The sequence below is a fragment of the Marinobacterium sp. xm-d-530 genome (assembly GCF_013283365.1).
In the GTDB taxonomy this organism is placed as follows: domain Bacteria; phylum Pseudomonadota; class Gammaproteobacteria; order Pseudomonadales; family Balneatricaceae; genus Marinobacterium_E.
The window spans coordinates 1-12,154 of sequence record NZ_WBYM01000005.1; the positions used below are offsets into that span (position 1 = coordinate 1).

The window sequence follows — 12,154 nt, forward strand, 5'->3', positions numbered from 1 at the left end:
GGCGAGATCATTACAATAAAGTAAGACCACATAGTGCACTTGGCTATGTGCCACCAGAGGAATTCGCTAAGCGTGCTGCTTAGCAAAATCTCATCGAAGAAGTGGTACTAACTAAGGGGAAAGGTCAGTGCCGTTAAGAGACAAAAAAGAGAGCCGTAGCTCTCTTTTTTAAAATCACAGCATTCTGCTATGCAAAGTGCAGTGATGTTTAGTTGCTCATTATGCTTTAGCAGACATGAACTTTTTTAGTTCTTCGAACATTGGAGCTGAAGCGTAATCTTCTACACTCTGTTCCATCAGTTCAGTCAATTCAGCTTTAGCGGCTGCAAGTGCTGCGATCTCTTTCTCAGCAACTTCAGTCATTTTAGCTTCAGCTTCTTTCAAGTATTTAACTTGAAGTTCTAGAGCTGCTTTTGGATCTTTAACTTCAGTTAGAGATTTCATCTGTGAAAGAGATGCGTTAACAACCTCTGTTACATAAGATGATTGAAGACCAATTAGGGCTTCAGCAGTCTTCTTGTTGATCTCAGCCATCGCCATCATTGGCTTCATGCTATCTTTTAGTTCGTTCATCATGAGTCATACTCCTAATTTAATTTATTGTGCACTGCACCATAGGGTCAATATATTGAGGTTTTTGCTAACTGTCAAACCTTTTTGTGCACCGCAACAAAAATATATTTAGAAACTCCCACTGTGGTTTTTTTCACGAATAGGTATCATGGCGGCAACACAAGGAAACCGACATGCAACTCTCTATACTCTTCGAAGATGACTATCTTATAGCAGTAGATAAACCCTCGGGTTTATTGGTTCATCCGAGTTGGATTACAAAGCCTGATGAACCCACCTTAATGGGCCTGCTGAAAGAGCACTTTAATGCTGAAAAGCTGCATACTATCCACCGACTTGATAGGGCAACGAGCGGCGTGATCCTGGTGGGTAAAGAGATTGAATCGTCAAAACGGATGCAAGAGCAGTTTCAGTCAAGAGGCGTTAAGAAAGAGTATGAGTGTTTGGTTAGAGGTTGGCTAAGCGAACAGCAGGGCAGTTTAGATTATCCGTTGGTGCCTAAATACGATAAGTTTGCCGACCCCTTGGCGAGGCAGGATAAAGAGGCCAAAGAGGCGGTGACCGATTTTAAAGTGATCGGGCAGACCGAGTTAGATATTCCTGTTGGACGTTATTCCACTTCACGCTACAGCCGCGTGGCCTGCTTTCCACATACCGGCCGTAAGCACCAAATACGTCGTCATATGAAGCACCTTCTTCATCCAATCATTGGTGACACCAAGTATGGTGAAGGGCGTCATAATAGAATGTTTCGTGAACATTTTGATCTGCATCGATTGGTGCTGTTGGCTAGAACCATTCATTTTAACCACCCAATAACGGGTGAAGCACTATCTATACACTCAAAACTACCTGCTGATATAGAACAACTTTACCGGCAATTAGGGCTGAATAAGTCTTAATAAATCGTGTTAGAATTCAATCAAATTTACTCCTACCTTAAAAGAGTTCCTGATGAGCCGTCCTGACGATATCAATGCCAAGATCCAAACTGACAATGCCACTTCATCCAGTTTAGAGAGCGCACTTAAAAATAGCCCCGTCATCGCACTGATTGGTGCCATGGATCAGGAGATTGAACGCCTAAAAAACAGTATTCAATCTTTACAAGTAAGTGAAATCGCAGGCTTTACTTTTTTTTCAGGGCAGATCGACGGTGTCGACGTGGTGCTGCTTAAATCGGGCATCGGTAAGGTCAATGCTGCAGTGGGTACCACCTTGCTGTTAGATCACTTTAAACCAAGCTGTGTGATTAACACAGGTTCTGCTGGTGGCTTTGATCCAACGTTGAAAGTAGGGGATGTGGTGATCTCTGATGAGGTTCGTCACCACGATGTTGACCTAACCGTATTTGGCTACGAGATCGGTCAAATGGCTAGAATGCCAGCCGCTTACTTAGCGGATGAACTGCTACTTAAGGTGGCTGAAGAGTCTATAGCTCAGTTTGAAAACACCGCATGTCAGCGTGGTTTAATCGCGACCGGTGATGCCTTTATGAGCGATCCAGAGCATGTTGAGAAGGTTAGAGCCAACTTTCCTACGATGAAAGCTGCAGAGATGGAAGCGGCTGCCATTGCACAGACCTGTTACCGCTTTGAGGTTCCGTTTCTAGTTATTCGGGCGTTGTCGGATATCGCAGGCCAAGAATCTAATGTCAGCTTTGATCAGTTCATCGAAACGGCATCAGAAAATTCGGCTCAGATGGTTTTAGCAATTGTTGCCAGACTTGCAAAACTAAGCTGATCCGAAGAGTCGCTGGTTGCTATTCAGCAGCCAGCTCTTTCAGATAGTTGACGACCGATTCACTGTCCCATTCGCGCTCACCGATCACCTTATCAATCACTTCGCCCTCTTTATCGAGCACCAATGTCATGGGTAATCCCTCAAGACGCAGAGTCATAAAGGCCGCTCCCGGCTCATCCAGCCAGATTTCGGGTTCTGCGCCATCAAAGTTCTCCAATACGAAGGCCTCCACCTGATCACTCATATCACCTACATTGATAGCTACCACTCGCGCGTGACCTTCAACAGCCTCCTCTAAACGCCCTAATGCAGGCATCTCACGAATGCAGGGCGGGCACCAGGTTGCCCAGAAGTTAATCAAGCGTACTTCACCTTGGTACGCATCAAGCGTGATAGGGTCACCCTCTAGGGTTTTGAAATCCAGCGGTGGAAGTTGCGCGGCCTGTGAAGTGACCGAACCAATCGATAAAAACAATCCTAGCGTATAGGACTTAATACTGTGTAAGCTCATAGTCATTATTACGAATCATATAGAGAATAAGGATCATATCATGGCAAACGTTGCTTTTATTGGCTTAGGTACAATGGGTTACCCAATGGCAGGGCATCTAACTAAGGCGGGACATGAAGTCACTGTCTACAACCGAACCTTTGCTAAAGCAGAAGCCTGGGTCAGTGAATACGCGGGTAAAGCAGCTAAAACCCCACAAGCAGCCGCTGTAGGCTGTGACATTGTATTTGTGTGTGTCGGTAATGATGATGACCTGTATCAGGTTACTACGGGCGAAGAGGGTGCGATTAAAGGCATGAAGCCTGGTGCAATACTCGTTGATCACACAACAGCATCTGCTGAAGCGGCGAGAACACTCAATGCGGTCTGTGGTGAACAGGGATTGGGATTCATTGATGCCCCTGTGTCTGGCGGACAGGCGGGCGCTGAAAATGGCCTTCTTAGTGTGATGTGTGGTGGTGATTCAGACGTCTACAAACAGGTTGAGCCTGTTATTGATGCTTATGCAAAATCACAAAGCTTGTTGGGTGATGCTGGAGCAGGGCAGCTGGCTAAGATGATGAACCAGATCTGTATTGCTGGTTTGGTGCAGGGGTTGGCTGAAGCGATCCACTTCGGCCAGAAGAGCGGGCTTGATGTTGCCGCCGTTATTGATGTTATACAGCACGGGGCAGCCGGTTCTTGGCAGATGGTTAATCGTCACCAAACAATGATCGACGAAAAGTATGACTACGGTTTCGCTGTAGATTGGATGCGCAAAGACTTAGGTATTGTCCTTAATGAAGCGCGCAGTAATGGCGCACGCCTTCCTGTGACAGCGATTGTGGACCAATTCTATTCGGAAGTTCAGGCGCTGGGAGGCAATCGCTGGGATACTAGCAGTCTGCTGAAGCGACTTCAGTCGATGGATAAATAGTTGTATATATCTTGCAGGAATTGATTTAGATCAATAAAATGGATCCTGTCTTAAACAAACAAATTAATGAGGTTTAGTCAGATGGGCTCAATCGATAAATACAACATGATTTCTCTAGCTCCAAGTCTAGTGATCATCGGTGCAATGCTTGTTATGACAGTAGTCGGCATTAAGCTTCTAAAGGGTGCAATTGCTAAAGATGCGGCGAAAGCTGGCGAATAAGCGACCTTGTTAAAAAAACCGCCTTCATTGGCGGTTTTTTTATGTCTGATTGTTCATCGATTCTGCTTTATCTACCCAGGCCTCTGGCACTATAAACAGCCTTTCCACTAACTGTCTTGAACGGCCTTCACCCAACAACACGAACAGTTGTTGTGGTCGGTCGATCACAGTCTCTGCTCTCTTTAACAGTTGGTTTTTACTCACTGCAATGTCATAAATGTGCGAAGGGGAGATTAACCACTCAGATCTCGAGGGTATTAAAAATCGAACGGTGTCTGGGTATTCATCTAAAAAGGCTACCAATTCGTTGACGCAAAGCCAGCGGCCACGAGGATGCTGCGGGTGAATGTTATCCGGTATCTTCGATTGGTTATCGCTGACATGGTAGAAAAGCCAGCCAAATATTTGTGCATAGCTCTTAACCGCAGAATCGACCCCTACCGATTGCAGAGTGCGTTTTGCTGGCTCAGACTCAAGAAGCTTTAACTGCTTGTTTTCTATATGTGTGATTTTTCTATCCAGGGAGTCCGTCAGACTAGGACCTAAATAGTCACTCATCTGACCGCTACTCCCAACACGAAGATAAAATTTTATGGCGACCTCTATATGCTGCCAATCGCCATCTTTGCAGACTAGAAAATCCGCTTCGCCTAAGGTTTTCTTATTATCAATTATTTGAATATGACTATTTAAATCAGTTATTTGAGGAAATGTTTTAAGATGAAGCTCGAATAGATCCTCAAAGTGAACACCCAACCTGTGATGATGTTTAAGCTTCGGAATCAAGGAAGGGTTAATAGCGAGAGAGTCACGTCTAAACTTGTTTTCACCCACCAGTGTTTGGGCTTGGCTTAACCAGGCAAGTTCACTCGCTATCTGCTCTGTTGTGTAGACGATCTTTTTCATAAATCACGCTGGCTGAATTTTAAATTCAAATTAACATTCTAGCGGCCAATACGGTACCCTATAGTCTCAATTTTAGTGAGCGAGTTAAGGAGCAGGGAATGGCTTTAATGACTAAACGTCAAGCTCAAGAGGCTGAAGCGGAAGCACGAATGGAGAAAACCAGTCGTAGTCCACGTCTCTCCCATACGGATATTAATTATATACTCATCAACGGTGCACAAATTGCATTGAGCAAAATGAAACGTGCCGATGCCTATGATGATCGTCTCTACTATCATGCGCAAATCAGCGCTTACCTTGAGGTGTCACTATCACGCGGCGCTGGGATCACAGATGACACACGTGATGATCTAAACAACCTCTATAAAGAGGCTACTTACATCTACATGGAATCTAAGCGACACAACACCAAGGATTAATTGATTGACGCCCTTTGATTCTAAAGCCTTCTTAGCAACACTCCCAAACAAACCTGGCTGTTATCAGATGTACGACTGTTCTGGTGAATTGTTGTATGTCGGTAAAGCAAAGAACTTAAAGAACCGGGTCTCAAGCTATTTCAGAGAGACCGGTCTTTCTATTAAGACTCAAGCATTAGTCAGCAAAATTCAATCCATTGAGATCACGTCAACGGGCTCTGAGACAGAAGCACTGCTGCTAGAGCAGAATTTAATTAAGCAGTATCGACCGCCTTACAACATATTGTTGCGTGATGATAAGTCTTACCCCTACATATTGATCACCGATAAAGACGAATTCCCAGCCGTTAGGTATCAACGCGGGAAACGTTCTCCCAACGGTTCACTATTTGGCCCTTTTCCTAGCGGCGGGGCGGTAAAAGAGAGTCTGAATCTTCTACAGAAACTGTTTAAAGTACGTCAGTGTGACGACAGTTTTTTCCGTAACCGTTCTAGACCCTGCCTGCAGTACCAAATAGAGCGCTGCAGCGCTCCCTGTGTGGGTTTGGTTGACGATGCGGATTACCAGCGTGACGTGCGTCATACCAAGCTTTTTTTACAGGGTAAAAACCCAAAAGTGATGAGTGAGCTCGCATCCGAAATGGAGGCTGCTTCTCGTCAATTAGAGTTCGAAAAAGCCGCTCAGCTTCGGGATCAATTGGCTCGCTTGCAGCATGTGCAAGAGCAACAGACCGTTATCGGCCAAAAAGGTGAGGCGGATGTCTTTGGCGTTGCCGTTCAACCGGGCGGCGTTTGTGTACACGCTCTGTTTGTCCGTCAGGGACGAGTTATCGGATCCAAAGTGTTTTATCCTAGAGTCGCTATCGAAGACAGTGCAGAGGATCTCTTAAGCGCTTTTATTGCTCAGTTTTACTTGGCCGGTGGTCGCGAAATACCAGAGTCCATTATTACGGCGGTTGAACTGCCTGAGTCTAATCTTCTCGGTAAAGCTCTTAGTCAAATGCGCGAACGTAAAGTCTCTATTAGCAGTAAAGTGCGTTCTGATCGCAACAGTTGGCTTAAGTTAGCTCAGCAAAATGCCGAACAGAATTTACAGTCACAGCTGGCCAATAAACAGAATATCTATAACCGGTTCCTAGATCTTCAGTCAGCGCTGGGCATGGAGGAGATCCCCTCAAGACTTGAGTGTTTCGACATCAGCCACTCCAGTGGAGAGGCTACTGTGGCCTCTTGTGTGGTTTTTGATCGCAATGGCCCGCTGAAACGTGACTATCGGAAATATAATATCGAAGGTATTACTGGGGGTGATGACTACGCCGCCATGAACCAAGCCTTGCACCGTCGTTTTGAAAAGGCGACCAGTGCGGATGCAATACTACCTGATATCTTGGTGATTGACGGGGGTAAAGGGCAGGTAGCCCAGGCTGTTGAGGTGCTTAATGAGCTCAATATTCAAGGGATCAAGGTAATTGGTATCGCGAAAGGCCCAACACGTAAAGCGGGCTTTGAAATTCTGATTGATGCTGAAACAGGCAACGAGAATATATTGCAGTCTGACTCTCTGGCGCTTCATCTATTGCAACACATCCGCGACGAATCCCACCGATTTGCCATCACGGGTCACCGTGCGCGTCGTGCTAAAGCGAGAAAGCAGTCACTACTCGAAGGCATTGAGGGCGTTGGCCCTAAACGTCGTAGAGAGCTACTGAAACATTTCGGAAGTGCGAAAGCAGTTGAGTCGGCAAGTGTTGAAGAAATCGCAAAAGTCTCTAGTATTAGTAATAGTCTTGCAGAGACGATCTATCTCGCTCTGCACCCCGATAGCTAAAGGTGCTTCTCTGCATGAATCTACCCAACGTATTAACTCTGTTACGTATTGTTTTAATTCCATTTTTCATCATTGCATACTACTGGCCGATACCTTTTGCAGGTTGGATATCAGCCGGAATCTTTGCCTTAGCGGCCGTTACAGATTGGTTGGATGGTTATCTCGCTCGTAAATGGCAACAAGAGAGCAGCTTTGGGGCATTCCTTGACCCTGTGGCCGATAAATTAATGGTCGCTGCGGCTTTGATTTTACTGGTCGATACCTATGGACGTCTCTTTTCTGATTGGCCTGCCATTCTCTCGATTCCAGCCATCATCATAGTCGGTCGTGAAATCGTGATCTCTGCGTTGCGTGAATGGATGGCTGAAATAGGGGAGCGCGCTCAAGTTGCCGTCTCTATGATTGGTAAAGCCAAAACTGCCCTTCAAATGCTAGCCATCTTTATCATGATTGGTGCAGCGCCTGGAACGACTCTGGCCTGGATCGGTGTCGGTATTCTGTATGCTGCAGCACTGCTGACGCTATGGTCTATGTTTGTCTACCTGCGTGCTGCTTGGCCACACCTTAAGCCTAATCAGTGATAGGCCTTAAAGTCGAGTAAGTGGTTATTTTTTAAGCAGATCTAATTTCAATCTAGCGATTGACAGGGTGGGTGAAGCGTCTATAATACGCGCCACTTGTTCAGCAAGTGCGGGAATAGCTCAGTTGGTAGAGCGCAACCTTGCCAAGGTTGAGGTCGCGAGTTCGAGCCTCGTTTCCCGCTCCAATATGGCGAGTTGGCAGAGCGGTGATGCAAATGATTGCAAATCATTACTAGGCCGGTTCGACTCCGGTGCTCGCCTCCATATTCTCTTCCTAAAGATCTCTCTTTAGGGATGTATCAAACGATACACATCATCAATGCCCTGGTGGTGGAATTGGTAGACACAGCAGACTTAAAATCTGCCGGCCGTTAGGCTGTACCGGTTCAAGTCCGGTCCGGGGCACCATTTTTATCTACTTTTTCTTGTCTACTTTCAACTTCTTGCTAAACTGAATTTACTTTTAACATTCTTATTAAGCAGTTGAGATATGTCCAAAAAAACCATCCTTTGCATTGACGATGACTCGTTTACCCTTGCTCAGATCCGTGATGCTTTGGAGTCTGATTATAAATTGGTCTGTGCAGTTGATCCTGAAGTGGGACTTTCGTTAGCGGTCAAACGCCAACCCGATCTGATTCTGCTTGATGTCAATATGCCGGGAATGAATGGATTAGAGTTGGCTGATCTGCTCGACAAAATCACTATGACCAGCAATATACCCGTGATTTTCCTGAGTGCATTTGCTAGCCCTGAGATACAGGAGCGTGCAGAGCAGTTAGATGCGAAGGCGTTTTTAACTAAGCCATGTAACGGTCGTTACATTAAAGAGATGGTCGCTAAGTTTTTAGAGACTGAGTAGACATCTTGTTAGATCGCACTCTCTAAGCTGAGTAGCGATCTAACATCTCCTGCGAGCTTAACGGTTTGCTGAAAAAGTAGCCTTGAATGTAATCGCAACCCAGCTCTTTGAGAGCAAGCAGTTGCTCCTCTTGTTCCACACCCTCAGCGATCACTTTGATACCCAATGATTTGGACATTTGAATAATGGCCTTACAGACGGAGAGGTTTCGTCTGTTTTCGGGTAGCCCGTCGATGAAAATTTTATCAATTTTCAGGTAATCAATTTTAAAGTCCAGAAGATATGATAACGCAGAGTAACCGGTACCGAAGTCATCCAACGCCAGCTCAATCTGATTTTGTGAACAGTACCCCATTAAATCATTGAGCTTTTCAGACGGAAGAAAGAGCGAGCCTTCCGTCAATTCAAGCCGTAACTTGAGTAGTTTTCCTTGGTTTAAGTTAGAGAGGAGATTGATGATATCTGAACTACTATCTTCACCTGTATTAAGGCTTCGTGCAGAGACGTTCACAGAGAAAACAGGCAAAGGGTCGATAACGGTTTGCCACTGCTGAGCGGCCTCAATCATCTTATGAAAAACTCGCTCATCCAACTGCGCAATAATACCTATCTCTTCTGCAATTTGAATAAACTCATCTGGTGAAATCTGGCCATAGTAGGGGTGATGCCACCGCGCTAAGGCTTCAACACTGTATAGCTGCTCTGTATCACAACTAATAATTGGCTGATACATCACCTCAATTTGTTCGTCTGCAACCGCCTGTTTTAGATCTGCGATCAGTGTTTGACGCCTAATCGAAGCGGTCGTCATTTCAGGTGAATAGAAAACAAATTGATTGTCTCCGAGCTGTTTTGCTCGATAGAGCGCCTGCTCAGTAAACTTCAGCAGGTCGGTTGTATCAAGCGCATCTGATGGAAATTCAGCCGCACCAATACAGCAGGAGATATCGTATTGCTGATTTTGATAGAAAAATGGTGCTTGAATGTTGGATCGAATTTTAATCGCTAAATCGACTATGTTGGTTTTATTCTTTTGATTATCGATGAGCAACAGGAACTCATCACTACCGACTCGCGCCACTATGTCATGGTCAGACACATTATTATGAATGCATTCAGCAACATGAATCAGTATCGCATCGCCGCAACCATGACCGTAACTGTCATTAAACGATTTAAACCGATCTATATCCAGTGCAAGTAGTGTGTAGCGGTGCCCAGTATTAGCCTCGTGAATAGATGAATTCAAACAACCCACAAAGTAATTACGATTAGGTAGTCCAGTCAGGGCATCATAGTTTGTGTGTTGCCAGATGAGCTTTTCACGACGCTTATCTTTGGTGATGTCTCGACCAAAACCAATCAACCCGACAATTTTTCCATCACTGTTCCTAAGGGGTAACTTTGAACAAAGATTAAATGTCTCACCGCCCTTAGGCCAGGTTTCAGTATAGAGTTTGGCAAGCAGTGGCTCACCAGTCTGCATAAGGTCCAACTCTTCCTGTCTCATCGCTTCTGCATGTTCAGCAGTGTAAAAGTCAAAATCACTCTTGCCCAGTATTTGGTCAACCTCTTTTAGCCCATAATGTAGGGCTAGGTTCCTATTTGCGTAAATCAAGGTTGACGAGAGATCTTTAATAAATACCTGATCGAAACAGTTTTCTAGTATCACGTTCAACAGTGGCTGATCCCTGAACCACTCAGTCGTTAGGGAATCCACAATTTGTGTTGTGTAGCGCGACATATAATCAGCCTTGATGGTTAACTACCTTAAGCATAGTCGATTATTAGAAAGTTGCTTACCTCTTTGCTAAGAGAAAGAGTATTGTCTATTCGCGCTGGTCACTAATGGCTGCGGTGGGAACTCATTTGGTAGTAGGGGTGCATCAAATAGATAACCTTGCCCCTCGTCACACCCCATATTTACGAGCATTCTGTACTGCTCTTTAGTCTCTATACCCTCAGCGACTACCACCAGATCAAAGGTATGCGCTAAAGCAATGATTGCTTGAACTAAGCGTCGCGATTTTTCAGAAAAAGTCATCTGATCGATAAAGCATCGATCAATTTTTAACGTATCCAAAGGTAAATTTTGAAGATAAGAGAGAGAAGAGAAACCTGTCCCAAAATCATCCATCGCAATGGATATGCCTAATTGACGAATCTCATTAAGAACTGAGATTGCATAGTCGAAATTAGAGATGAACATAGACTCTGTAATCTCAATTTGAATTTGAGAGGGTGAGACGCCATGTTTGACCAATGTTGATTGCACAAATGATATAAAGTTTGGGTTGAATAGCTGAATAGGCGATGCGTTTATCGCCAATGTAAAGTCCATGCCGACTCGTCCCGATTTAAGCCAGCTGTTAAGTTGTTTGACTGACTCATCAAACGCCCATTCACCAATTTCATTGATCATGCCAATTCGCTCCGCAATGGGAATGAACAGCTCTGGTGAAATTTTGCCAAGGTTGCTATTTTCCCATCTTAATAACGCCTCAGCGCCGATGACAGATCCTTTGCTGATCGAAACCTTAGGTTGGTAAGTTAGATAGAGCTCTTTATTGATGATGGCACGTCTCAATTCAGATTCAATCTTTGCTTCGTGATTGTTCGAGTCATCCATCTGTTGGTCGTAGGCATCATAATCTAGGCCGCTATTAAGACAGGGAACAGCCAGTACCGCTCTCCGGATTAATTCACCGGGTTGTTTAATCAGTCCTTTAGATACAGCGAATCCAATTCGGACAGAAAGTTTATAGTGCAGTGTGCCGATTTCATGAATACCGGTTAACAATCGATGCATGCGTCTTGCGAATTGCTCTTCGAAAGCAGGGTCAATTTCAGTCTCTTTAATCGCGATAAATTGATTGGCATTCCAAGCACCGATCATTGCGACCTGATTAGCAGCTGACTCCGATATAAGCTTGGCGAGCGTTTGCATGGCTCGATCGTATATCTCATAGCCGTACGTTTTTGCTAAAGCATCCGCTCCATCTATTTCAATAAAGTAGGCCGTTAAGTCCTTCTCTAGCGCAAACTCTTCAAAGATATGTTTCTGAATTGCTCTTCGGTTAGGCAATCCAGTGGTTTCATCGGTGTAACCCAGGGCTTTCAGAGAGGCAATATCATCATCCGCTATGTAAGCATTGATATAAGTTGAGTCAGAGGCTGTTCTAACCGAACCCAATGTCGTTTTTAGAATATTGCTGATGCGTTCAATAATCAGCTGATGATCAAAGGGTTTATTTAAAAACTCGACCGCCCCTAATGCCAGCGCTTTTGTGCGGGTCTCCATATCAGTTTGCGCGGTTAGCACTATGATGGGAGGCCGTTTGTTGGGCATTGCTTCGTCCAATTGTTGCATGACTTCAAAGCCATTCATGCCAGGCATTCGAATATCTAGAAGTATCAGGTCTGGCAGGCTCTGTTTTGTCTCTTGAAGAACCTGTAAGGGGTCTGTTAAAGACCTTAGGTGGGTAAAACCCTGATCCTCTAATAGATCTTCTAAAAGAAGTACGTTCGCTTCGTTGTCATCAACTATGAGGATATTGGCGTCAAGAATGTTTTCGCGGCTCATTTAATTTACC

Annotated in this window: 12 protein-coding genes, 3 tRNA genes and 1 pseudogene; 11 read left to right on the forward strand and 5 right to left on the reverse strand. The window is 44.9% G+C overall.

Annotated elements, in window-relative coordinates; genetic code table 11:
• Nucleotides 1-83: integrase core domain-containing protein (locus XMD530_RS11530; RefSeq protein ID WP_173489325.1), on the forward strand; the 83-nt coding region annotated here is incomplete at its 5' end.
• 136 nt (nt 84-219) lie between these two features.
• On the opposite strand, the gene XMD530_RS08955 is transcribed toward XMD530_RS11530, so the two are convergent.
• A complete protein-coding gene (locus XMD530_RS08955) occupies nt 220-576 on the reverse strand; it encodes a phasin family protein (protein WP_173482481.1) in 357 nt (118 codons plus the stop codon).
• Nucleotides 577-743: 167 nt separating this feature from the next.
• Between XMD530_RS08955 and XMD530_RS08960 the strand changes: the two are divergent.
• Nucleotides 744-1,475, forward strand: a pseudogene (locus XMD530_RS08960) (RluA family pseudouridine synthase); the annotation flags it as partial.
• Nucleotides 1,476-1,527: 52 nt separating this feature from the next.
• Complete coding sequence (gene mtnN, locus XMD530_RS08965) at nt 1,528-2,316, forward strand: 5'-methylthioadenosine/S-adenosylhomocysteine nucleosidase (protein ID WP_173480920.1); 789 nt, start codon at nt 1,528-1,530, stop codon at nt 2,314-2,316.
• 19 nt (nt 2,317-2,335) lie between these two features.
• Here mtnN and XMD530_RS08970 read toward each other — a convergent pair whose 3' ends face one another.
• Nucleotides 2,336-2,833 carry a TlpA disulfide reductase family protein gene (locus XMD530_RS08970; protein ID WP_173507062.1) on the reverse strand — a complete coding sequence of 166 codons (498 nt, stop codon included), beginning with the start codon at nt 2,831-2,833 and terminating at the stop codon, nt 2,336-2,338.
• Nucleotides 2,834-2,867: 34 nt separating this feature from the next.
• Between XMD530_RS08970 and XMD530_RS08975 the strand changes: the two genes are divergently transcribed.
• Complete coding sequence (locus XMD530_RS08975; protein ID WP_173507063.1) at nt 2,868-3,743, forward strand: NAD(P)-dependent oxidoreductase; 876 nt, start codon at nt 2,868-2,870, stop codon at nt 3,741-3,743.
• 261 nt (nt 3,744-4,004) lie between these two features.
• Here the strand turns inward: XMD530_RS08975 and XMD530_RS08980 are convergent, their stop codons facing one another.
• On the reverse strand, nt 4,005-4,871 hold the full coding sequence (locus tag XMD530_RS08980) for a DUF1853 family protein (protein ID WP_173507064.1): 867 nt from the start codon (nt 4,869-4,871) through the stop codon (nt 4,005-4,007).
• Between the two features lie 98 nt (nt 4,872-4,969).
• Here XMD530_RS08980 and XMD530_RS08985 point away from each other — a divergent pair, with 98 nt between their 5' ends.
• The 7 genes from XMD530_RS08985 (at nt 4,970) to XMD530_RS09015 (ending at nt 8,561) form a co-directional block, all read left to right on the forward strand.
• Complete coding sequence (locus tag XMD530_RS08985; protein WP_254446209.1) at nt 4,970-5,290, forward strand: high mobility group family protein; 321 nt, start codon at nt 4,970-4,972, stop codon at nt 5,288-5,290.
• A gap of 4 nt (nt 5,291-5,294) precedes the next feature.
• Nucleotides 5,295-7,118 (forward strand): excinuclease ABC subunit UvrC, encoded by a 1,824-nt coding sequence (uvrC, locus tag XMD530_RS08990; protein ID WP_173507065.1) that lies wholly within the window; start codon nt 5,295-5,297, stop codon nt 7,116-7,118.
• Between the two features lie 14 nt (nt 7,119-7,132).
• Nucleotides 7,133-7,699: a CDP-diacylglycerol--glycerol-3-phosphate 3-phosphatidyltransferase gene (gene pgsA / locus XMD530_RS08995; protein ID WP_173507066.1), complete on the forward strand. Its 567-nt coding sequence runs from the start codon at nt 7,133-7,135 to the stop codon at nt 7,697-7,699.
• A gap of 109 nt (nt 7,700-7,808) precedes the next feature.
• Nucleotides 7,809-7,884: transfer RNA gene (locus XMD530_RS09000), tRNA-Gly, on the forward strand.
• A 4-nt stretch (nt 7,885-7,888) separates the two neighbouring features.
• Nucleotides 7,889-7,963 (forward strand) — tRNA-Cys (locus tag XMD530_RS09005).
• Between the two features lie 57 nt (nt 7,964-8,020).
• Nucleotides 8,021-8,107 (forward strand) — tRNA-Leu (locus XMD530_RS09010).
• Between the two features lie 82 nt (nt 8,108-8,189).
• Nucleotides 8,190-8,561 (forward strand): response regulator, encoded by a 372-nt coding sequence (locus XMD530_RS09015; protein ID WP_173498043.1) that lies wholly within the window; start codon nt 8,190-8,192, stop codon nt 8,559-8,561.
• A 22-nt stretch (nt 8,562-8,583) separates the two neighbouring features.
• On the opposite strand, the gene XMD530_RS09020 is transcribed toward XMD530_RS09015, so the two are convergent.
• Nucleotides 8,584-10,305: a GGDEF domain-containing phosphodiesterase gene (locus XMD530_RS09020; RefSeq protein ID WP_173507067.1), complete on the reverse strand. Its 1,722-nt coding sequence runs from the start codon at nt 10,303-10,305 to the stop codon at nt 8,584-8,586.
• 66 nt (nt 10,306-10,371) lie between these two features.
• Nucleotides 10,372-12,144 (reverse strand): EAL domain-containing protein, encoded by a 1,773-nt coding sequence (locus XMD530_RS09025; protein WP_173507068.1) that lies wholly within the window; start codon nt 12,142-12,144, stop codon nt 10,372-10,374.
• Nucleotides 12,145-12,154: the final 10 nt, after the last annotated feature.

Coding starts and splice junctions, on each gene's coding strand:
- XMD530_RS09015 (WP_173498043.1), top strand. CDS start 8,190: ATGTCCAAAAAAACCATCCTTTGCATTGACGATGACTCGTTTACCCTT.
- XMD530_RS08980 (WP_173507064.1), bottom strand. CDS start 4,871: ATGAAAAAGATCGTCTACACAACAGAGCAGATAGCGAGTGAACTTGCC.
- XMD530_RS08985 (WP_254446209.1), top strand. CDS start 4,970: ATGGCTTTAATGACTAAACGTCAAGCTCAAGAGGCTGAAGCGGAAGCA.
- mtnN (WP_173480920.1), top strand. CDS start 1,528: ATGAGCCGTCCTGACGATATCAATGCCAAGATCCAAACTGACAATGCC.
- XMD530_RS08975 (WP_173507063.1), top strand. CDS start 2,868: ATGGCAAACGTTGCTTTTATTGGCTTAGGTACAATGGGTTACCCAATG.
- pgsA (WP_173507066.1), top strand. CDS start 7,133: ATGAATCTACCCAACGTATTAACTCTGTTACGTATTGTTTTAATTCCA.
- XMD530_RS09020 (WP_173507067.1), bottom strand. CDS start 10,305: ATGTCGCGCTACACAACACAAATTGTGGATTCCCTAACGACTGAGTGG.
- XMD530_RS08955 (WP_173482481.1), bottom strand. CDS start 576: ATGATGAACGAACTAAAAGATAGCATGAAGCCAATGATGGCGATGGCT.
- XMD530_RS08970 (WP_173507062.1), bottom strand. CDS start 2,833: ATGACTATGAGCTTACACAGTATTAAGTCCTATACGCTAGGATTGTTT.
- XMD530_RS09025 (WP_173507068.1), bottom strand. CDS start 12,144: ATGAGCCGCGAAAACATTCTTGACGCCAATATCCTCATAGTTGATGAC.